The sequence below is a fragment of the Mesorhizobium newzealandense genome (assembly GCF_042682145.1).
Classification (GTDB): Bacteria; Pseudomonadota; Alphaproteobacteria; order Rhizobiales; family Rhizobiaceae; genus Mesorhizobium; species Mesorhizobium newzealandense.
Genome location: NZ_JBHUGZ010000003.1, coordinates 1 through 19,085 on the forward strand (window position 1 = coordinate 1; position 19,085 = coordinate 19,085).

Genomic DNA, 19,085 nt, shown 5'->3' on the forward strand with positions numbered 1-19,085 from the left:
CGAACTTGCAGTGCAGGCCAGCCTGCCGCGCGAAGCCTGGGGCTTCTGGGCCGACCGCGGCGCCACCATCATCCAGACCGACGAGCCGAAAGCGGCCATCGACTGGCTGGCGGCCAACGGCTACCGCGTGCCTTATGCCGAGCCGCGCATCGAACCCGCCGCGACCGCCAGCATCAATTGATCTGCCGCCACTGAGGTCGCACATTGTCGCGGGCCAGTGTCTGCTGACAGAACGGTGTCAGTGAAAAGCCGCTATCCTTGGGCATGTCCGACACCATGGTCTTCAAGCGCCCCGCCCATCTCGCCTATGCCGCCACCGTTGCCGCCACCAGTCTCGGCTTCGTGGTGGTGCAACTGGATGTCTCCATCGTCAATGTCGCGCTCAACAGGATCGGTTCGGCGCTCTCGATGGGCATAGGCGGCCTGCAATGGGTCGTCGACGCCTATACGCTTGCTTTCGCCTCGCTGCTGCTCGCCGGCGGCGCGCTTGGCGACAGGATCGGCGCCCGCCGCGTTTTCGTTGGTGGCATGGCACTGTTCAGCATTGCCTCGCTGGCCTGCGGCCTGGCGCAGAGTGCAGGGATGCTGATCGCGGCGCGCGCCGTGCAAGGCGCCGGCGCTGCCTTGTTGATGCCGTGTTCGCTGGCGCTCCTCAATCGCGCCTACGCTTCCGATAAGGCACGCCGGGCGCGCGCCGTTGGCCTGTGGACAGCGGCGGGCGGCATCGCGCTGTCGGCTGGACCGGTGCTCGGCGGCTTCATGGTCGCGTCGCTTGGCTGGGAGAGCATTTTCCTGGTCAACCTGCCCATCGGCGTGCTCGCCATCTGGATGGCTTACCGGGTTCTCCAGGAAACGCCGCTCAGGGCGGAAAGGCCGCCGATCGATTGGGCCGGGCAGGGGCTTGTCGTGCTGACACTGTTCGCGCTGACCGGCGCCTTCATCGAAGCCGGCTCGTCGGGTTGGGCTTCGGTGCCGGTGATTGGCGGACTGCTGCTGGCGGCCATTGCCGGAAGCGTCTTCCTGTTGGTCGAGAGCAGGACAAAGGCTCCGATGTTTCCCCTCGGCCTGTTTGCCAGCCGCGTGCCGGCGGTGACGAGCCTCGTCGGGCTGGCGGTGAACCTGACGCTTTACGGCACGATCTTCATGCTCAGCCTCTATTTCCAGCAGCAAAGGCATTTTTCGCCCGAGATGACCGGGCTCGCCTTCCTGCCATTCATGGCGGCCGTCACGGTGTCGAATATCGCCGCCGGGCGCATTGCCGCAAACTATGGCCCGCGATTGCCGATGGCGATCGGCCTGGCCATCGGCGCGGCCGGTTTCGGCCTGATGGCGTCGATCCAGGCCGACACATCGTATTTGTCGCTGCTGTGGCGCCTGCTGTTCCTGCCGCTGGGGATTGGTCTTGCCGTTCCCGCCATGACCACGGCGTTGCTGTCCGCGGTACCGACGGAGATTTCGGGGACCGCGTCCGGAGTGCTCAACACCGTGCGCCAGTCGGGTGGCGCGATCGGCGTGGCGCTGTTTGGCTCCGCGTTGGCGCTGGGCACGATCGCGGGAATGCGGCTGGCATTCCTGGCCTCGGCGCTTGCAGTGGCCGGCTCGGCGCTCTGCGCGTTCATTTTTGTCCGCGATGCGGACCATTCCGCCGGATGAAAATGTTCAATGAAAAAGCCGCGCGCAGGCGGCCTTTTCAAAATCGTCGTTTGGACACTGCTATCGCAGCGCTCCTGGTCAGGCCGCGGCGACGCTCGCCATACCATCCAATTCCCTGAGCACGTCGTCCGAAAGCGCGAGTTCGGCAGCAGTGAGGTTCTCCCGCAGATGCACGACCGATGATGTGCCGGGGATCAGCAGGATGTTGGGTGCGCGGTGAAGCAGCCAGGCGAGCGCGACCTGCATCGACGTGGCGCCGAGGCGCTGCGCTACATCGGACAGCGTCGAAGACTGCAGCGGGTTGAAGCCGCCGAGCGGGAAGAACGGCACATAGGCGATGCCGTCACGGGCAAGGTCGTCGATCAGGGCGTCATCCCCGCGGTGCGCCAGATTGTACTGGTTCTGCACGCAGACGATCTCGGCGATCCGGCGTCCTTCCTTGATCTGCGTCGATGTCACGTTGCTCAGTCCGATGTGCCTGACCAGGCCCTGCCGTTGCAGTTCGGCCAGCACGGTGAGCGGCGCTTTGATCGATCCTTCGGCGGGACCATGTGTATCGAACATGATCCGAAGGTTGACCACATCGAGCACATCGAGGCCGAGATTGCGCAGATTGTCGTGCACCGCCTGGGTCAGCGCCTCGGCAGAAAAGGCCGGCAGCCATGATCCATCCGTGCCACGCTTGGCGCCGATCTTGGTGACGATGACCAGATCCCGGGGGTAGGGTGCCAGCGCCTCGCGGATCAGCCGGTTGGTGACGTGCGGGCCATAGAAGTCGCTGGTGTCGATGTGGTCGACCCCTTCCAGAACGGCCTCGCGCAGCACGGCCAGTGCCGCGTCATGATCTTTGGGCGGCCCGAACACACCGGGCCCGGCGAGCTGCATGGCTCCGTAGCCGAGACGCTTAACGGTGTGGCTTCCAAGGGTGAAGGTGCCGGCCTGTTGAATATCAGACATGAGTGATCTCCTTTGAGGAGACAAAGATAGGCGCTGCTCAACCTTGTGATAATCAGGTACAATCCACACAGGCTGTACGGAATGGCGCACAATGATGGACCTCAGTGATCTGAACGCCTTCGTGGCGGTGGCGCGCGCCGGCGGCTTCCGCGATGGTGCGCGTGCCAGCGGCGGCAGCGCCTCTGGCTTGAGCGAGGCGGTGCGTCGCCTGGAAGTGCAACTCGGTGTCAGGCTGTTCAACCGCACGACGCGCAGCGTTGTCCCGACCGAGGCGGGCCTCAGCCTGCTGGAACGGCTTGGCCCGGCGCTGTCGGAGGTCGAGGCGGCTCTGGACGTGGTGAATGGCTTTCGCGACAGGCCGGCGGGCTCGTTGCGCCTCAATGTGCCGGTCAGCGCCGCGCGGCTGATATTGCCCGACATCGTTCCGGCTTTTCTCGCCGCCTTTCCCGGCATCCGGCTGGAGGTGATCGCCGATGAGAACTTTGTCGACGTGCTGGCGGCCGGCTGCGACGCCGGCATCCGCTACGACGAGCGGTTGGAACAGGACATGATCGCGGTGCCGATCGGACCGCGCGTGCAACGCTTCGCCACTGCCGCCAGCCCCGCCTATCTCGACCGCCATGGGCGGCCTGAACACCCGAGCGACCTGCTCGGCCACGCCTGCGTGCGCGGCCGCTTTGCCAGCGGCGCGATGCTGCCGTGGGAATTCGAACGTAACGGTGAGGTGGTCCGGGTCGACCCGACGGGGCCGCTGATCGTGTGGATCGGCGGGGCGACCGACCTGGCCGTCGATGCGGCGATCGCCGGCACCGGCATCATCGGCCTCTTCGAGGGCTGGCTTCGCCCTTACTTCGAAAGCGGCGCGCTTGAGCCGGTGCTCGAACCGTGGTGGCAGAGCTTCTCCGGGCCGTTCCTCTATTATCCCGGCCGGCGCCTCGTGCCGGCCCCGCTGCGTGCGTTCATCGATTTCATCAAGGCCGGCAAAGCCTGAGGCCTGCCACCAGGCCTGAACTGCGCCGGCGCCTCACCCCACTCGGCGCTACGCGCCCTACCTCCCCATCGAGGGGAGGTAGGGCGCCGTGCTCTTCTACCTCCCCTTGATGGGGAGGTCGCGCCGAAGGCGCGGGTGGGGTGACCGCCGAGCCGCAAGCAAAAAGGCCGCCCGGAGGCGGCCTTTTCGATTGTCTGAAGCGGCTGTGCGCTTAACGCTTCGAGAACTGGAACGAGCGGCGGGCTTTCGCCTTGCCGTACTTCTTGCGCTCGACGACGCGGCTGTCGCGGGTCAGGAAGCCGCCCTTCTTGAGCACGGCGCGCAGCGTCGGCTCGTAGTAGGTCAGCGCCTTGGAGATGCCGTGACGCACAGCACCAGCCTGGCCGGAGAGGCCGCCGCCGATGACGGTGGCGACGATGTCGTACTGGCCCGAACGGTTGGCGGCGATGATCGGCTGGTTGAGGATCATCTGCAGGACCGGACGCGCGAAATAGGTCGCGAATTCCTTGTCGTTGACGACGATCTTGCCCGAGCCGGGCTTCACCCAGACGCGCGCAATGGCGTTCTTGCGCTTGCCGGTGGCATAGGCGCGGCCCGACTTGTCGAGCTTCTGGACGTGGACGGGGGCTGCCGGCTGGGTGTTGGTGTTGCCGGTGGCGGCGCCCAGTTCTGCGAGCGAGGAAAGCTCAGCCATCTTATGCGACCTTCTTGTTCTTGGCGTTCAGCTTGGCCACGTCGAGCACGACGGGCTGCTGGGCGACATGCGGATGCTCGGCACCTGCATAGACGCGCAGGTTCTTCATCTGGCGACGGCCGAGCGGACCACGCGGCACCATGCGCTCGACGGCCTTCTCGACGACACGCTCGGGGAAACGACCCTCGAGCAGCTGGCGCGCGGTGCGCTCCTTGATGCCGCCGGGGTGGCCGGTGTGCCAGTAATAGACCTTGTCGGTGAACTTCTTGCCGGTGAACACCACCTTGTCGGCATTGATGACGATGACGTTGTCGCCGTCGTCGACATGCGGGGTGAAGGTCGGCTTGTGCTTGCCGCGAAGATGATTGGCGATGACAGTGGCGAGACGGCCGACGACGAGACCCTCGGCGTCGATCAGGATCCACTTCTTCACCACATCCGCAGGCTTCTGCGAAAAGGTTGTCATGTTCTCTGCTTTCGGTTCGGACCTTCACAACGGAAGGCGTTTTTTGTTGCTTGGATTGGCGAAAAGCCCTTGCCCGCCGCCAATAACAAAACGGCGGCCTTTGCGGGCCGCTGCTTCGTGAGGGCTTATAGGCGAGGGCGAGGGGCCACGTCAAGACGCTTGAAAAGGCCGGGAGCGGGCAAAGTGTAGCAAAAACAGTATCTTGGGTAAAAGGTATTATTTTACCACATCGCTATTTCGCTTCGGTGGGATCGAATAGGTGCCGGTGGCATGCGCGATCGTGTGTCCGTCGGGGCCGGCGACGATGTCGATGTCGAAGACCATCAGGCTCTTGCCAAGCTTCAGGATGCGGCAATGGCCGTCGATCGGCCCGGCCTCGGCCTTGCGGACGAAGTTGATGTTGAGGTTGGTCGTGACGGAGAGCGCGTCCGGTCCGGCATGAGAGAGCACACAGACATAACCGCCGATGTCGGCCAGCGTGAACAGCGACGGGCCGGACACGGTGCCGCCGGGACGCAGGTGCTGCTCGCCGGCATTGAGCCGCACGGTGCAACCGCCCGGAAATACGTCGATCGCCTCATAGAAAGTGAACTGCTCGTTGAGTTGCGGATAGACCGTCTTCATCAGCGTGTTGACTTGCGCCGCGGTCAATACGGGCTTGAGATTGGTCTGGGCGGGCATGTAGGCCTCTCGTTTTGCGCCAGCCTGTATGAACGCAGCGCGGCATTTCTGGCAACACTTTCGTCCCCTGGCGCAAGTGATGGGTGTTGGATGAAAGCTGATCCGATATTAGATACTCTCCAGCCCCGAGCGGAATCGCGGAGACCTCATCCATGGCTGAAATCCTTGCCATCAAGCCTGCCGCCGTTGACGGCCCGGTTGTCGCACAACTGAACAAGGGCGTTCTGCGCCTCACGCTCGCCAATCCGCCCGCCAACGCGCTGTCGCTGGCGGCGATGGCGGCGCTGACGGTGGAACTCGAGCGCGCCAAGGCCGACAAGGCCGTTCGCGTCATCGTGCTGTCGGCAACCGGCAAGGTGTTCTGCGCCGGCCACGATCTCAAGGAAATGACTGCGCGGCGCGCCGACGCCGACCGTGGCAAGGCCTTCTTCGCAGAGACGTTCGCCGCTTGCGCTGCGCTGATGCAGGCGATCGTGCGTCACCCCCTGCCTGTGATTGCCGAAGTCGACGGCCTTGCCACCGCCGCCGGGCTGCAACTGGTCGCCAGCTGCGATCTGGCGATGGCGTCGCATGAGGCGACCTTCTGCACGCCGGGCGTCAACATCGGCCTGTTCTGTTCGACACCGATGGTGGCGCTGTCGCGCAACGTCTCGCGCAAGCATGCGATGGAGATGCTTCTGACCGGCGAGACGATCGATGCGGCAACCGCCAAGGAATTCGGCCTGGTCAACCGCGTCGTGCCACGGGAATATCTGAATCAGATCGTCACCAAATACGCGCAAACCATTGCTTCCAAATCATCTTTGGTGGTCAAGACCGGCAAGGAGGCCTTTTACGCGCAGGCCGAGATGGGGCTGGCCGACGCCTATGCCCATACCGGCCGGATCATGGTCGAGAACATGCTGGCTCGCGATGCCGAGGAGGGCATCGGCGCCTTCATCGGCAAGCGCAAGCCGGAATGGACGGACGAGTAATCGTGGAACCGCGCATCTCCATCATCACCATCGCCACTGACGATCTCGACCGCGCGGTGCGCTTTTACGAGGCGATGGGCCTCACCCGTCACGCCGGCATCACCGACGGTGTCGCCTTCTTCCAGATGGGCGGCGCCATTCTCGGCCTGTTCCCGCGCGCCAGCGCCGAGGAGGATTCGGGTATTGCCTTCGCCGGGGCGCCGTCGGCGGTTTATCTCGCCTACAACACCCGCTCCGACGCCGAAGTCGACGAGGTGCTTGCCATGGCGGAAAAAGCCGGCGGCCGTATCGTCAAGCCGGCCGGCCGCGCCTTCTGGGGCGGCTGGTATGGTTATTTCGCCGATGCCGACGGGCATGTCTGGGAAGTGGCGCACAATCCGGCCTTCCCGATCGCGGAAGACGGCACGATTTCCCTGCCCGATTGATGGCTTACCGCAAGCAACTGACGCGGCTCAAGGCACCCTATCTCAAGCGTATCCTGCTCGATCCCGCGCGGGTCGAGGATTGGGAAAAGTATCCCTGGAACCTGCCGCTGTTTCGCGGCCGCGATTTCGAACTCGAATTCACCACGCCGATCACCATCATCGTCGGCGAGAATGGTACCGGCAAATCGACGCTGCTCGAGGCGATCGGTGCGCTCGCCGGCTACGACGAAGCCGGCGGCGGCAAGGGCTACAGGCCGGTCGACCATTCAAGCGCCATCGACAAGAGCGGTGCCGCACTTGCCGACACGTTCCGTGGCCACTGGCTGCCGAAAGTCACCGCCGGCTGGTTCTTTCGCGCCGAATCCTTCTACTCCGTGGCTCGCTATCTCGACCAGGCGGCGCTGGAGTCTGGCGGGGCGCCGCCTGATTTTCTGTCCTGGTCGCATGGCGAGGGGTTCATCCGCTTCTTCGAGGAACGCTGCCGCAGGCAAGGCATCTACATCCTCGACGAGCCCGAAAGCGCGCTTTCGCCGTCACGCCAGATCGAGCTGCTCAAGATGCTGCGGCGGATGGACCAGTCGGGCACCGCGCAAGTGATCATGGCGACGCACTCGCCGCTGCTGATGGCCTGTCCCGGCGCACGGCTGTTCCGCATCAGCCGCTTCGGTCTCGACCCGACCGATTTCAGCGATACCGACCATTTTCGCATGATGCGCGACTTCTGCACCGATCCGCAGGCCTTCATGGAGGAAGCGCTAAGGGAGGATGACGCGTGACGGTCGGTGACGATGATCTCAACTGGCGCGTCGAGCAGGCCTGCCGCGAAGGCTGGCCGGCTGCCGTCGAGACGGTTGTAGACGGCTGGCTTCTGCGGCGATCGGGCGGGCGCATCCGACGCAGCAATTCGGCCAATCCTTTGCGCGGCAAGCGTGGCGCGCCTGATGCGGTCATCGACGCCGCCGAGTCCTTCTACATCGGCCACGGCCAGACGCCCTTGTTTAGGGTTCCCGACATCGCCGGCGAGCTCGAAGCCGCACTCGATCATCGCGGCTACCAGCCTGAAGGCGGAAGCATCCATCTCTATTCAGGGATCGATGACATGCCGGACATCAGCGACCGAGACGTTGCCGTTTTACCGATGCCTAGCGAGGACTGGCTGGCGGCCCGCTTTCGCATGGAAGCTTATGACGAGGCCGATCGCCGCGTCTTTCGCGAGATGACCGGGCTGATCCTCGGCGACCGGGCGTTCGTGTCACTCGAACGCGACAGCGAAATTGCCGCCTTGGCCTATGGTGTCATCCACAATGGGCTGCTTGTGGTGGAATCGGTTGAAACCGATGGCCGTTTCAGGCAGCAAGGCCTGGGCCGCAAGACCGTTGGCGGCCTGATCGACTGGGCGCGACAGATGGGTGCCTCGGCGGCATGCCTGCAGGTGGTGGCCGACAACGCGCCGGCTCGCGCGCTATATGCCTCACTTGGATTCAGCCGTGAACTTTACCGCTATCACTACCGCAGGAAGCCGCATGAACCACGATAGTTACGACAACACCTACATCGCCGGCATCCTCAATTCGGTGAAGACCATCGCCATGGTTGGCGCGTCCGCCAATGATGTGCGGCCAAGCTATTTCGTGCTGAAATATCTGCTGGCCAAGGGATTTTCGGTGCTCCCGATCAACCCCGGCCAGGCCGGCAAGGAAATCCTCGGCCGGATGACCTATGCCCGGCTGACCGACATTCCCGAACCGATCGACATGGTCGACATCTTTCGCGCGGCGACAGCGGTGCCTGGCATCGTTGACGAGGTGTTGCGGCTCGATCCCTTGCCGAAAGTGCTGTGGATGCAGCTTGGCGTCCGCCATGACGAAGCCGCCGCGCGCGCCGAAGCCGCCGGCATCAAGGTGGTGATGAACCGCTGCCCCAAGATCGAATATGGCAAGCTGTCCGGCGAGATCGGCTGGACCGGCGTCAATTCCGGCGTGCTGTCGTCGAAGAAGCCGCTGATGCGCTCCGGATATCAGAGTTTCGGCGTTCGCCAGAAGTAGAAGCAAAAATTATTCCGTAAGACAGTGCATTTTCTCGCGCCTCGGCCGCGGATCGTTCGCTGAAGGGTATTTTCTTCTTTGCATTCGCGCCCGGGCTTCGCCAAGAATGCCCCGCCATTTCAAGAGTTTTCAAAAGGGAGGTTTCGATGACCCGCACGCCCGGTTTCAATACGCTCGCCGTCCATGCTGGCGCCAAGCCCGACCCTGCCACCGGCGCCCGCGCCACGCCGATCTACCAGACGACCTCCTTCGTCTTCGACGATGCCGATCATGCCGCCTCGCTGTTCGGGCTCAAGGCCTTCGGCAACATCTACACCCGCATCATGAACCCGACGCAGGCTGTGCTCGAAGAGCGCATCGCGGCCCTCGAAGGCGGCACGGCGGCGCTTGCGGTCGCCTCCGGCCATGCCGCACAAGTGATTGTGTTCCACAATCTGATGCAGCCGGGCGACAATTTTGTCGCCGCCAACAAGCTCTATGGCGGTTCGATCAACCAGTTCGGCCATGCCTTCAAGAATTATGGCTGGGAGGTGCGCTGGGCCGACACCAATGACATCTCGACCTTCGAGAGCCAGATCGATGACAGGACCAAGGCGATCTTCATCGAGAGCCTGGCCAATCCGGCCGGCACCTTTGTCGACATCGAAAAGATCGGCGACATCGCCCGCAAGCACGGCCTGCCGCTGATCGTCGACAACACGCTGGCCTCGCCGTACCTCATTCGGCCGATCGAGCACGGCGCCGACATCGTTGTCCATTCGCTGACCAAATTCATCGGCGGTCACGGCAATTCGATCGGCGGCGCCATCGTCGACGGCGGCACGTTCGACTGGTCGAAGTCGGGCAAATACCCGATGCTGTCGGAACCGCGCCCCGAATATGGCGGCCTCATCCTGCACGAAACCTTCGGCAACTTCGCTTTCGCCATCGCCGCGCGCGTGCTTGGCCTGCGCGACCTCGGCCCGGCGATCTCGCCTTTCAACGCCTTCCTCATCCTGACCGGCCTGGAGACCTTGCCGCTGCGCATGCAGCGCCACTGCGACAATGCCGTGACGGTTGCCGCCTGGCTGTCCAATCATCCCAAGGTCGCCTCGGTGAACTATCCCGGCCTGCCCAGCGACAAGAACAACGCGCTGCAGAAGAGATACTCGCCGCAAGGCGCCGGCGCCGTGTTCACCTTCGGCCTCAAGGGCGGCTACGACGCAGGCGTCAAGTTCGTCGAGGCGCTCGAACTGTTCTCGCACCTCGCCAATGTCGGCGACACCAAGTCGCTGGTCATCCACCCGGCCTCGACCACCCACCGCCAGCTTTCCGACGAGCAGAAGGTCAAGGCTGGCGCCGGTCCGGACACCGTGCGGCTTTCCATCGGCATCGAGGACGTCAACGACATCATCGCCGACCTCGAACAGGCGCTTGCCAAGGTCTGATCGATCATGACCGTGTTTCTTTCCGTCGACACCAAAACCGTCGAACCCGAATCTGGCGCCCCGGCGCCAGATCGTCTGATCTCGGGCGATCCGACATTCCGCACCTGGAATGTCGAGGAGCGGGACGGCGGCCTCTATGCCGGCATCTGGGAATCGACCCCGGGCAAGTGGCGCATCGTCTACGACGAATGGGAATTCTGCCACATCCTGTCTGGTGTTTCGGTGATCGCCGAGGATGGTGGCGAAGCGCGCACGGTACGGGCCGGCGACAGTTTTGTGCTCAGGCCGGGCTTCAGGGGAAGCTGGGAAGTGCTTGAAACGACCCGCAAGGAGTATGTGATCAAGCTCTAATGCATGTCGCCCGAAAGTGGCCCCGGTTTTGGGAGAACGACATGCATAAAAAACAGGCGTCCAGGCCGGATCAGACGACGCGATCGATATCGTTGTCCGAAAATCCGTAGCGCGCCATCATCTGCCGGTGCCAGTTGCCGCCCAGCAATTCATCAAGGCAAGCATCGATGCGTCGGAGCAGGGCGCCATGGCCCTTGGCGATCGCGAAGGCGCCGACGGAAGGCTGTTTTTCGCTGGCGGGAACCTCTGCAACCCCGAGCGGCATTTCGGGCCGCCGGGTCAGATAGCCTCGGTGCGCCATCGCAACGCTGGCATAGGCGTGCACCTTGCCGTTGGCCACTGCGTCCGCCGCTTCGGCCTGCGTTGCAAACATCCTGATCTGCTCCGGCGCAATTCCATTGTGCAACGCCGTGAGATGCTGGACCTGGCCGGTTATGACGCCAATCAACGCCGTCCGGTCCCTGGCAACGGATTGGTAGCCGCGAAAGCCGCGCGGATTGTCCTTCGCGACCAGCAACCCGTCCTGCAACGCCCAGATCGGCCGTGTGAAGTCGACGAGCCGCTTGCGCTCTTCCGAGACGAACAGGCCGGTCGTCATGGTCCAGCGGCCCGCGACCAGCCCTGGCAGCAATTCAGCGAATTCGGTCTCGATCGGCTTGAAGCCCGCCAATCCGAGCATTTCACCGAGCCTGCGCGCAAGCTCGACGTCACAGCCCGAGACCTCGCCCGATGCACCGGTAAAGCAGAATGGCGGCTCTTCCAGGAAGGCGAATTTCAACTCGGTCATCTCAAGCAAACCGTCGCCGTCCTACTTCGTCGGGAACTGGCTGAGGCAAGCCTCCGACGCCTTGTCGTGAAAGGCCAGGGCATCGGCGTCCTGTGCCTCGATATCGGCATCGGAAATTTCGTTGCGATAATACTGCGCCAGGAGATCGAGCCCCTCCTGGCTGATGCCTTGCGTGGGCATCTCGCGCGCAAGGCAGCCGCAAAGGCTGAGCGCACGGTCAGGAGAACCGACCTTGTGATTGGTGAGGATGAAATCCTGTGCCGGGCAAGCATCGAGGAAGCCGTCGAAGTTCAGCTTCTGCTGTGGCTGGTCGCCATGATTGAAATAGGCCGGCGGCCATTGGCTTTTGCCGCTGGCGACATCGCAGCCGGTGCCGACGTCCTCGGCATTCTTCAGCAGGGCTTGCCAGGCAATCTCTTTCCCGCCCGACGGATATTCGAAGTTCTCGCCCAGCGACGCGGTGTACGTGTCGAGATCGGGCTGCGTGAAGCCGGTTACCTGAAACCGGTTGAACCGGCATTGGCATTCGGTGCTCACGCGTTCCGCTTCGCCGTCCGCCGGCTGCTCGTTGGTTTTGCTTTTCCGGCAAGCCGCGATGAAAGCGGTGCCATCGAGTGACGAGGCAGGAAACGTCGAGGCGTCGACGTAGCGCTTGCCGTCCCAGCCGATCGTCATCTGGTCGGACTGGATGTCGAGAAAACCGTTCCGCTTGAAGGCGCTGAGCCCGATCTTGTCTTGCGGCACCAGTCGTGCGCCGGGAATGTCGCCGAGAACCTCCTGATAGCTGTCGCCTTCCAGGACAAACAGGAAGTTGCCGCAATGGATGCCGTCGCAGTCCGGCGCATAGCGATAGGCGAAGATCTCCGGAAAGCCGTCGAGATTGAGATCGACCTCGACCGCAAACGATGTCAGCGGGAAGCCCTTCGAGCCGGTTCGCCGCTCCAGCAGACCGGCCGCCATTTTCTGGGCGATCGCAACGCTGTTTTCCCACGGAATGTTTTCCGGCTGTTGTTGGGCGTGCGCCACCCCCAGGCATGCGCAAAGCCATGCCATTGCGAACGCCGTCGCCGATCTCGAAAACAACCTCATATCGCCGCCCCAGGCCCGCGATCGTCAGAAGCCGACGGCGAGCGTTTCCAGCCCATGGAAGTGGTAAGTGTCGCGGAAGCGCGGCTGTTCGGCAAGATGGAGCTTTGGGTGCCGGTCGAACAAGGTTTTCAGCGACACTTGCAATTCGAGCCGGGCGAGCGGCGCACCGATGCAGAAATGGATGCCGGCGCCGAAAGACACGTTCTTCTGGTCCGCACGATCCGGGATGAAGGCAAGCGGGTCGGCGAAGGCGCGCGGGTCATGATTGGCCATGCCAAGCAGCAATCCGATCGTCTGGCCCGGCTGTACGACGATGCCGGGAACGATTTCGATTTCCTGATAGGCGTAGCGCATGAACATGTGCAGCGGGGCATCGAAGCGCAGGCATTCCTCGACTGTTGCCGCGGTCGCTTCCGGCGAGCCGAAGAAGCGGCTGACATCGCCGCCTTGCGCCAGGATCGAGCGGACGGCGTTGCCGGTCTGATGGACGGTCGCCTCGTGGCCGGCATTGAGCAGCAGGATGGCCGAGGACACCATCTCGTCCTCCGACAGTTTCTGGCCGTCCTCCTGCGCCGAGATCAGCAGCGACAGCAGGTCGTCGCCGGGGTTCCTGCGCCGCTCGGCGATATAGCCACGCAGGAAATCGGTAAACTCGCCAGCGGCGCGGTTGGCCGTCTCCTCGGTTTCGCGCGTGCGGCCATGCAGGTACATGGCAACCATCTGGTGCGACCAGTCGAGCAGTTGCGGCCCCATCTCGACCGGTACGCCGAGCATTTCGGCAATGATGGTGATCGGCAGCGGTGCCGCGAATGCGGGCAGGAGGTCGACGGCCCCGCCCGGCTCGAAACGGTCGATCAGGTCGTTGGCGAGCGCTTCGACACGTGGCCGCAGCCGCTCGACCTGACGCGAGACGAAGGCACGGTTGACCAGTGTTCTGAGCCGCGTGTGCACCGGCGGCTCCAGTTCCAGCATCGAATTGGCTTCGATTCCGTCGAAGGCCCTGAGATGGCTACGATCCTTGCCAATGCCGCGGCTGTCGGGAATGCCAGCCGGGTTCTGGCGGCCGAAGCGGCGGTCGCGCAGCAGCCGGTTGACGTCGTCGAAGCCGCCAAAGCACCAGAAGCCGAATTCTTCCCAGAAGAACGCATTCGATGCGCCGTGCAGAAAGGCATAGGCCTCGTACGGATCCTGGAAAAAGGCAGGCTCGTGCGGGTCAAGCCTGAGGCGGCGGGTGGCTGGATCAAAGGCTGGGGTGAGTGGCGTCAATTTGGTCATGCCAGACCAATAGCGCGGCTTGCCAGCCCGGTTCCAGACCGTATGTTGCGGCCAGTGAGCAAAACGTTGGCAGCCCAATGCGTTGAGCCAGCCGATGCGGCTGCGGAAAGACTGAACTGATGAATGTGATCGTTGTCGGCGCGGGCATTGCCGGACTTTCCACGGCATGGTCGCTGGTCAAGGCCGGCCACAGCGTTTCCATCGTCGAGCAGGGACCGATCCCCAACCCGTTGGCGGCATCGGGCGACCACCACCGCATCATCCGCCGCGCCTACCGGGCCGGAACCGGCTATGGCCGGCTGATCACCGAAGCCTATCAGGCCTGGGACGAGATGTGGGCCGATCTCGGCGAAAGCCACCTCGATGCGCGCGGCTTCGTCTGCTTTTCGCGCGAGCCGGGCGATGAGGCCGAGGAATACCGCGAGGGCCTGGAAGCGGGCAATTTCCCGTTCGAATTGCTGGAACCGGATGCAGCCGTGGAACGCTGGCCGTTCCTTGAAGCCGGCTCGTTCCGCTACGCCTATTTTTCGACCGAAGGCGGCGTGCTGCATTGCCGCAAGATCGCGTCCGGTCTGGCAAAGTGGCTGCGGACCAACGGCGCCAATGTCTACGAGAACAGCAAGGTCGTGGAAGTCGATGCCGAGGCCGGCCACATCGTGCTCGAAAGCGGCGAGACGATGCAGGCCGATCGCATCGTCATCGCCGCCGGCGCCTGGGTGCTAAAACTGTTTCCGGAACTGGATGGCGAGCTCAAGACCTATCGAACCGCACTTGCCTATGTCGAACCGCCGGCCGACCTCAAGGCGGCCTGGGAGACAGCGCCGGTCGTCCTCGATATCGGCGGCCCGGTCGACGGCCACGCAATCCCGCCATCCGGCGGCGCCGGCATGAAGTTCGGTTCCGGGCTGCACAGGGTGCCGACCAGCGACGCTGACTGGAACCGTGACCCGGTGGCGGGCGAGGGCGAGGCGATCCGCAACCTGTTTTCGCCGCCGATCGCCCGCATCGATGAGTACCGGGTGACCGAGGTCGTCACTTGCGCCTACACATTCACCGCCGACGAGAAATTCATGGCGCACGAAAAGGGCAAGTGCCTGATCGTCTCGGCCTGCTCGGGCCATGGCTACAAGTTCGGCGCGGCTGTCGGCCGGCGCGTTGGCGCCGCCATTGGTGATGGCGACATCGCCGGCCTGAAGCGTTGGCTGCGCGCGGAGGTGGCCTGAACGCCGCTGAAGCTAGGGTCCGGACTCTATAACCAGTAGGAGACTAACCACCAGGAGCCGGCGGTCTGCGATGCAGACCGCCGCGAAAAGGTCACGGCGTTGCGGTCATAGCGGTTACGACCCGGCGGAAGTCCTCTGGCCGACAGAACAGGTGTTCGATGGCGCTTCGGCAGTTATGATGGACATCGTTATGCAATTGCCAAGAGATAGGGTCCCTATGACGGATAGAATCACCATCGCCGAGTCATTGCCGACAACCGCCGTCGTCCGGGTCTCGCGCGCCAGCTACGACCCGAGCCGGTTCGCCGAGGTCGACGCCGCGAGCAAGAAGACCTCGGAGTACATCATCCCGGCCATCAGGCGGTTGCCGGGGCTCCTTCACTTTTATGCGGGCGTCTCGCCGAAGGGCTCGATCGTGCAAGTTAGTGTCTGGGACACCGACGAGCATGCGGCACAGTTGGACCTGCTGAAGGAGATGGTTGTCGACGGCCGCAGGGATATGGAGGCGGTCGGCGTGACGTTCACCCCGATTTTCAACCACCCGATCGACTGGACCTGGACCGTCTGACCTGGGGTCCGAACTCAGAACCAATAGGAGACAGCGCCCGCGATGCAGATCGCTACCAGGATGGTCACGGCGTTGCGGTCATAGCGGGTTGTGATCGCAACCCGCTGCTCTTGCCAACGCTTTTATGGGTCCAGACACTAACTTAATCCTGGCAGTGCCTGGGAATATGCACGCGCCGCCAGCCGGATGAAGCTTCGCGGACCAGCACGCGCCGCGCCACCGTCTGATAGGACGCGGGAACATTGATGATGCGCCTTTGTTCCGGCTGCACCAGCACCTCCTCGGCGATCCTGTCGTACTGCGCCGGGATGACGACGCGCCGCGTACGCTCCGGCTGGATCACCACGGTCTCGGCGACACGCCCGTAGCGCGCCTTGTGCCAGATCTTGCACAGCACTTTGCGGCCATGGATTACGCGCCATTCCCAGGAATAGCCGCCATCATCGATCTGGACCGTGTGGTATACGGTGCGGGTGACGGCAGGCACCACCTCATAGGTCACTTGTGCCGGAACCGTCATCACCACGCGTTCGCGGGTGCCATAGATGGCCGGAACATAGTCGACCTGCTGGCCAGGCGGGCTGACCAGCACGTCTTCGTATACGGTGTCGTAGACATCAGGCGTGCGGACCGGCTCGTAGCATTCGACGGCGCGGCCGCCGGCCGCTGTCTCGGAAATCGTGCCGAGCATGGTCAGCCCGGCAATGGTGAAGCATGCGGTTTTCCTGAACATGACACTCCCCCTGTTGAACGGTACGATGACGGTTCAACGTTGGATTGTAGGGGATCAGGCGTCGGGTAAAAGGGAATTTGCCGTATTTCGTTAAGCAATGCGGTTAAGAAATTGCTACGGATGGTGACGGCGTCGCCGATCGATCACGGCATGGGGTCGATGAATCCCGAGAATGTAACCTTGATTCGACTTACCCAGATGGCTAGGAGGGGGCGGCCTTGCACAAGGATGAGCCGGCATCCTATTTACGGAATAACGATCCAGAACCGATTCTGCCCGATCTGCCAGCATTCCCGGCGCCGGAATCCCACCGCGAGATAAGAGACAATCCATGAAGAACCCCGTCGAAACCTACATGAACCTCGTTCCGATGGTGGTCGAACAGACCAATCGCGGCGAGCGGGCCTACGACATTTTCTCGCGCCTCCTCAAGGAGCGCATCATTTTCATCACCGGTCCGGTTGAGGACGGCATGGCGACGCTGGTCTGCGCGCAGCTCCTGTTCCTCGAAGCCGAGAATCCGAAGAAGGAAATCAACCTCTACATCAATTCGCCGGGCGGGGTCGTCACCTCCGGCATGGCCATCTACGACACCATGCAGTTCATCAAGCCGGCCGTGTCGACGCTCTGCATCGGCCAGGCGGCCTCGATGGGCTCGCTGCTTCTGACCGCCGGCCACAAGGACATGCGCTTCGCCACGCCGAACGCCCGCATCATGGTTCACCAGCCGTCCGGCGGCTTCCAGGGCCAGGCATCCGACATCGAGCGCCATGCCCAGGACATCATCAAGCTGAAGCGTCGCCTCAACGAGGTCTACGTCAAGCACACCGGCAAGAGCTACGAAGAGATCGAGAAGACGCTCGACCGCGACCATTTCATGACCGCCGACGAAGCCAGGGATTTCGGCCTCATCGACAAGGTCATTTCGTCGCGCGAGCCGGCTGAAGGCGCTGTGGCATAAGGGCTAGATGGCAGTTGGATGGCGACATCACGCGCTTTTGGCATGTCTTGCGGCATTTCGGCCACAATTGGCTGTTCCCTCGGCGGTCAGGATTGCCTACGTTAAGGCTATGTTGAGTTTCGGCGGCTTAGCTTTATGCGGGGCTGCCGCGAATCATTGCCACGTTTTCTGATTTGTGTTTCGTACGGAATGCGTTGCGGGAGCCGGCATACTGGCGGCGGCGGATTCCCGCGATAGATAGAGAATGCGCCCTTTCAGCCAGACCATCGGCGGGCGGCCATGAAAGGACATGAAAATGAGCAAGGTCGGCAACAACAGCGGCGATACCAAGAACACGCTTTACTGCTCGTTTTGCGGCAAAAGCCAGCACGAAGTGCGCAAGCTGATCGCCGGTCCGACGGTCTTCATCTGCGACGAATGCGTCGAACTGTGCATGGACATCATCCGCGAGGAGAACAAGACCTCGATGGTGAAGTCGCGCGAGGGCGTGCCGACACCGCAGGAGATCCTCAAGGTTCTCGACGACTATGTCATCGGCCAGCCCTACGCCAAGCGCGTGCTGTCGGTGGCGGTCCACAACCACTACAAGCGCCTCGCGCATGCCGGCAAGAACAACGATGTCGAGCTGGCGAAGTCGAACATCCTGCTGATCGGCCCGACCGGTTGCGGCAAGACGCTGCTCGCGCAGACGCTGGCCCGTATCATCGACGTGCCCTTCACCATGGCTGACGCCACGACGCTGACCGAAGCCGGCTATGTCGGCGAGGACGTCGAAAACATCATCCTGAAGCTGTTGCAGTCGGCCGACTACAATGTCGAGCGGGCCCAGCGCGGCATCGTCTACATCGACGAGATCGACAAGATTTCGCGCAAGTCCGACAATCCCTCGATCACCCGCGACGTGTCGGGCGAGGGCGTGCAGCAGGCACTGCTGAAGATCATGGAAGGCACCGTCGCCTCCGTGCCGCCCCAGGGTGGCAGGAAGCATCCGCAGCAGGAGTTCCTGCAAGTCGACACCGCCAACATCCTGTTCATCTGCGGCGGCGCCTTCGCCGGGCTGGACAAGATCATCTCGGATCGCGGCAGGAAAACCTCGATCGGCTTCGGCGCCATCGTCGCTTCGCCCGAGGATCGCCGCACCGGCGATGTTTTCCGCCTGGTCGAGCCCGAGGATTTGCTGAAATTCGGTCTTATCCCCGAATTTGTCGGCCGTCTGCCGGTCCTGGCGACGCTGGAGGACCTCGACGAACCGGCGCTGATCCAGATCCTGACCGAGCCGAAGAACGCGCTGGTCAAGCAGTATCAGCGGCTGTTCGAGATGGAGAATGTCGACCTGACCTTCCACGAGAACGCCCTGTCGGCGATCGCCAAGCGCGCCATCGAGCGCAAGACCGGCGCGCGCGGCCTGCGCTCGATCATGGAAGCGATCCTGCTCGACACGATGTTCGAACTTCCCGCACTCGAAGGCGTGCGCGAAGTGGTTATTTCGGAAGAGGTGGTGACCGGCAGTGCCCGGCCGCTCTACATCTATTCCGAACAGAAGGAAAAGAAGGGCAATGTCAGCGCCTGACATGAGCCCGCAGCGAAATTCTGAAACGGCGCCGCAAGGCGCCGTTTTGCTGTCGCGCAGGGTTTTGCGGGTACGCCCGGCCTTGCCGTCGCAAATGTGTCACTTGCGGGCAAGTTGGAGGAGCGGAATTGTTCGGGCCCCTTGATCTTTGTGGATCGTGCATCCAACTAATTGGAGAAGGCCGAGGTGCCCGATTTCTGTGCTGTAAAACTCCC

21 protein-coding genes and 1 pseudogene are annotated in these 19,085 nt (G+C 63.0%); 14 read left to right on the top strand and 8 right to left on the bottom strand.

The genetic code is table 11. The features are described from left to right. Positions 1–181, top strand: a pseudogene (locus tag ACFSOZ_RS06575) (glycerophosphodiester phosphodiesterase family protein); the annotation flags it as partial. An 83-nt stretch (positions 182–264) separates the two neighbouring features. After that, entirely contained in the window at positions 265–1,653 is a 1,389-nt protein-coding gene (locus ACFSOZ_RS06580; RefSeq protein ID WP_379095012.1) for an MFS transporter, read from the top strand. 78 nt (positions 1,654–1,731) lie between these two features. On the opposite strand, the gene ACFSOZ_RS06585 is transcribed toward ACFSOZ_RS06580, so the two are convergent. Beyond that, complete coding sequence (locus ACFSOZ_RS06585; protein ID WP_379095015.1) at positions 1,732–2,610, bottom strand: aldo/keto reductase family oxidoreductase; 879 nt, start codon at positions 2,608–2,610, stop codon at positions 1,732–1,734. A 91-nt stretch (positions 2,611–2,701) separates the two neighbouring features. Here ACFSOZ_RS06585 and ACFSOZ_RS06590 point away from each other — a divergent pair, with 91 nt between their 5' ends. Beyond that, positions 2,702–3,601: a LysR family transcriptional regulator gene (locus tag ACFSOZ_RS06590; RefSeq protein ID WP_379095018.1), complete on the top strand. Its 900-nt coding sequence runs from the start codon at positions 2,702–2,704 to the stop codon at positions 3,599–3,601. 211 nt (positions 3,602–3,812) lie between these two features. Here the strand turns inward: ACFSOZ_RS06590 and rpsI are convergent, their stop codons facing one another. From rpsI to ACFSOZ_RS06605, 3 genes are all read right to left on the bottom strand, one after another. Continuing rightward, complete coding sequence (rpsI, locus tag ACFSOZ_RS06595; RefSeq protein WP_111545698.1) at positions 3,813–4,295, bottom strand: 30S ribosomal protein S9; 483 nt, start codon at positions 4,293–4,295, stop codon at positions 3,813–3,815. Between the two features lies 1 nt (position 4,296). After that, positions 4,297–4,761 (bottom strand): 50S ribosomal protein L13, encoded by a 465-nt coding sequence (gene rplM / locus ACFSOZ_RS06600; RefSeq protein WP_013532205.1) that lies wholly within the window; start codon positions 4,759–4,761, stop codon positions 4,297–4,299. Positions 4,762–4,977: 216 nt separating this feature from the next. Beyond that, a complete protein-coding gene (locus ACFSOZ_RS06605; RefSeq protein WP_379095021.1) occupies positions 4,978–5,442 on the bottom strand; it encodes a PaaI family thioesterase in 465 nt (154 codons plus the stop codon). Positions 5,443–5,594: 152 nt separating this feature from the next. Between ACFSOZ_RS06605 and ACFSOZ_RS06610 the strand changes: the two genes are divergently transcribed. The 7 genes from ACFSOZ_RS06610 to ACFSOZ_RS06640 all read left to right on the top strand — a co-directional run bounded on the left by ACFSOZ_RS06610 (position 5,595) and on the right by ACFSOZ_RS06640 (position 10,664). After that, complete coding sequence (locus tag ACFSOZ_RS06610; RefSeq protein WP_379095024.1) at positions 5,595–6,416, top strand: enoyl-CoA hydratase; 822 nt, start codon at positions 5,595–5,597, stop codon at positions 6,414–6,416. Between the two features lie 2 nt (positions 6,417–6,418). Continuing rightward, positions 6,419–6,841, top strand: a complete 423-nt coding sequence (locus ACFSOZ_RS06615) for a VOC family protein (RefSeq protein WP_379095027.1) — start codon at positions 6,419–6,421, stop codon at positions 6,839–6,841. Beyond that, positions 6,841–7,617, top strand: a complete 777-nt coding sequence (locus tag ACFSOZ_RS06620) for an AAA family ATPase (RefSeq protein WP_379095029.1) — start codon at positions 6,841–6,843, stop codon at positions 7,615–7,617. Before ACFSOZ_RS06615 ends, ACFSOZ_RS06620 begins: the two co-directional genes overlap by 1 nt. Next, entirely contained in the window at positions 7,614–8,378 is a 765-nt protein-coding gene (locus ACFSOZ_RS06625; RefSeq protein ID WP_379095032.1) for a GNAT family N-acetyltransferase, read from the top strand. The genes ACFSOZ_RS06620 and ACFSOZ_RS06625 overlap by 4 nt, the downstream gene beginning before the upstream one ends. After that, positions 8,365–8,886 carry a CoA-binding protein gene (locus ACFSOZ_RS06630; protein ID WP_379095035.1) on the top strand — a complete coding sequence of 174 codons (522 nt, stop codon included), beginning with the start codon at positions 8,365–8,367 and terminating at the stop codon, positions 8,884–8,886. Before ACFSOZ_RS06625 ends, ACFSOZ_RS06630 begins: the two co-directional genes overlap by 14 nt. Positions 8,887–9,032: 146 nt before the next feature. Then, positions 9,033–10,313 carry an O-acetylhomoserine aminocarboxypropyltransferase gene (locus tag ACFSOZ_RS06635; RefSeq protein WP_379095038.1) on the top strand — a complete coding sequence of 427 codons (1,281 nt, stop codon included), beginning with the start codon at positions 9,033–9,035 and terminating at the stop codon, positions 10,311–10,313. A 6-nt stretch (positions 10,314–10,319) separates the two neighbouring features. Beyond that, entirely contained in the window at positions 10,320–10,664 is a 345-nt protein-coding gene (locus tag ACFSOZ_RS06640) for a cupin domain-containing protein (RefSeq protein ID WP_379095041.1), read from the top strand. A 70-nt stretch (positions 10,665–10,734) separates the two neighbouring features. On the opposite strand, the gene ACFSOZ_RS06645 is transcribed toward ACFSOZ_RS06640, so the two are convergent. From ACFSOZ_RS06645 to ACFSOZ_RS06655, 3 genes are read right to left on the bottom strand one after another with little or no spacing between them, the layout of a single operon-like run. Continuing rightward, positions 10,735–11,451: a transporter substrate-binding domain-containing protein gene (locus ACFSOZ_RS06645; RefSeq protein WP_379095243.1), complete on the bottom strand. Its 717-nt coding sequence runs from the start codon at positions 11,449–11,451 to the stop codon at positions 10,735–10,737. 21 nt (positions 11,452–11,472) lie between these two features. After that, positions 11,473–12,504: a hypothetical protein gene (locus ACFSOZ_RS06650; RefSeq protein ID WP_379095044.1), complete on the bottom strand. Its 1,032-nt coding sequence runs from the start codon at positions 12,502–12,504 to the stop codon at positions 11,473–11,475. A 60-nt stretch (positions 12,505–12,564) separates the two neighbouring features. After that, positions 12,565–13,815, bottom strand: a complete 1,251-nt coding sequence (locus ACFSOZ_RS06655; RefSeq protein ID WP_379095047.1) for a cytochrome P450 — start codon at positions 13,813–13,815, stop codon at positions 12,565–12,567. Positions 13,816–13,934: 119 nt separating this feature from the next. Between ACFSOZ_RS06655 and ACFSOZ_RS06660 the strand changes: the two genes are divergently transcribed. Next, complete coding sequence (locus tag ACFSOZ_RS06660) at positions 13,935–15,038, top strand: NAD(P)/FAD-dependent oxidoreductase (RefSeq protein WP_379095049.1); 1,104 nt, start codon at positions 13,935–13,937, stop codon at positions 15,036–15,038. A 217-nt stretch (positions 15,039–15,255) separates the two neighbouring features. After that, on the top strand, positions 15,256–15,606 hold the full coding sequence (locus ACFSOZ_RS06665) for a hypothetical protein (protein WP_379095052.1): 351 nt from the start codon (positions 15,256–15,258) through the stop codon (positions 15,604–15,606). 142 nt (positions 15,607–15,748) lie between these two features. Here the strand turns inward: ACFSOZ_RS06665 and ACFSOZ_RS06670 are convergent, their stop codons facing one another. Continuing rightward, positions 15,749–16,339, bottom strand: coding sequence for a hypothetical protein (locus ACFSOZ_RS06670; protein ID WP_379095055.1), 591 nt, complete (start codon positions 16,337–16,339; stop codon positions 15,749–15,751). A 331-nt stretch (positions 16,340–16,670) separates the two neighbouring features. On the opposite strand from ACFSOZ_RS06670, the gene clpP reads away from it, so the two are divergent. Together clpP and clpX are read left to right on the top strand one after the other, a co-directional pair. Continuing rightward, complete coding sequence (clpP, locus tag ACFSOZ_RS06675) at positions 16,671–17,300, top strand: ATP-dependent Clp endopeptidase proteolytic subunit ClpP (protein WP_109669506.1); 630 nt, start codon at positions 16,671–16,673, stop codon at positions 17,298–17,300. A 295-nt stretch (positions 17,301–17,595) separates the two neighbouring features. Then, a complete protein-coding gene (gene clpX / locus ACFSOZ_RS06680) occupies positions 17,596–18,870 on the top strand; it encodes an ATP-dependent Clp protease ATP-binding subunit ClpX (protein ID WP_111545683.1) in 1,275 nt (424 codons plus the stop codon). Positions 18,871–19,085 lie beyond the last annotated feature (215 nt).

Bases quoted from the DNA above. Each gene is read 5' to 3' on its own strand.
- ACFSOZ_RS06580 (WP_379095012.1), top strand. From the start codon at position 265: ATGTCCGACACCATGGTCTTCAAGCGCCCCGCCCATCTCGCCTATGCC.
- ACFSOZ_RS06585 (WP_379095015.1), bottom strand. From the start codon at position 2,610: ATGTCTGATATTCAACAGGCCGGCACCTTCACCCTTGGAAGCCACACC.
- ACFSOZ_RS06590 (WP_379095018.1), top strand. From the start codon at position 2,702: ATGATGGACCTCAGTGATCTGAACGCCTTCGTGGCGGTGGCGCGCGCC.
- rpsI (WP_111545698.1), bottom strand. From the start codon at position 4,295: ATGGCTGAGCTTTCCTCGCTCGCAGAACTGGGCGCCGCCACCGGCAAC.
- rplM (WP_013532205.1), bottom strand. From the start codon at position 4,761: ATGACAACCTTTTCGCAGAAGCCTGCGGATGTGGTGAAGAAGTGGATC.
- ACFSOZ_RS06605 (WP_379095021.1), bottom strand. From the start codon at position 5,442: ATGCCCGCCCAGACCAATCTCAAGCCCGTATTGACCGCGGCGCAAGTC.
- ACFSOZ_RS06610 (WP_379095024.1), top strand. From the start codon at position 5,595: ATGGCTGAAATCCTTGCCATCAAGCCTGCCGCCGTTGACGGCCCGGTT.
- ACFSOZ_RS06620 (WP_379095029.1), top strand. From the start codon at position 6,841: ATGGCTTACCGCAAGCAACTGACGCGGCTCAAGGCACCCTATCTCAAG.
- ACFSOZ_RS06630 (WP_379095035.1), top strand. From the start codon at position 8,365: ATGAACCACGATAGTTACGACAACACCTACATCGCCGGCATCCTCAAT.
- ACFSOZ_RS06635 (WP_379095038.1), top strand. From the start codon at position 9,033: ATGACCCGCACGCCCGGTTTCAATACGCTCGCCGTCCATGCTGGCGCC.
- ACFSOZ_RS06640 (WP_379095041.1), top strand. From the start codon at position 10,320: ATGACCGTGTTTCTTTCCGTCGACACCAAAACCGTCGAACCCGAATCT.
- ACFSOZ_RS06645 (WP_379095243.1), bottom strand. From the start codon at position 11,451: ATGACCGAGTTGAAATTCGCCTTCCTGGAAGAGCCGCCATTCTGCTTT.
- ACFSOZ_RS06650 (WP_379095044.1), bottom strand. From the start codon at position 12,504: ATGGCATGGCTTTGCGCATGCCTGGGGGTGGCGCACGCCCAACAACAG.
- ACFSOZ_RS06655 (WP_379095047.1), bottom strand. From the start codon at position 13,815: ATGACCAAATTGACGCCACTCACCCCAGCCTTTGATCCAGCCACCCGC.
- ACFSOZ_RS06660 (WP_379095049.1), top strand. From the start codon at position 13,935: ATGAATGTGATCGTTGTCGGCGCGGGCATTGCCGGACTTTCCACGGCA.
- ACFSOZ_RS06665 (WP_379095052.1), top strand. From the start codon at position 15,256: ATGACGGATAGAATCACCATCGCCGAGTCATTGCCGACAACCGCCGTC.
- ACFSOZ_RS06670 (WP_379095055.1), bottom strand. From the start codon at position 16,339: ATGTTCAGGAAAACCGCATGCTTCACCATTGCCGGGCTGACCATGCTC.
- clpP (WP_109669506.1), top strand. From the start codon at position 16,671: ATGAAGAACCCCGTCGAAACCTACATGAACCTCGTTCCGATGGTGGTC.
- clpX (WP_111545683.1), top strand. From the start codon at position 17,596: ATGAGCAAGGTCGGCAACAACAGCGGCGATACCAAGAACACGCTTTAC.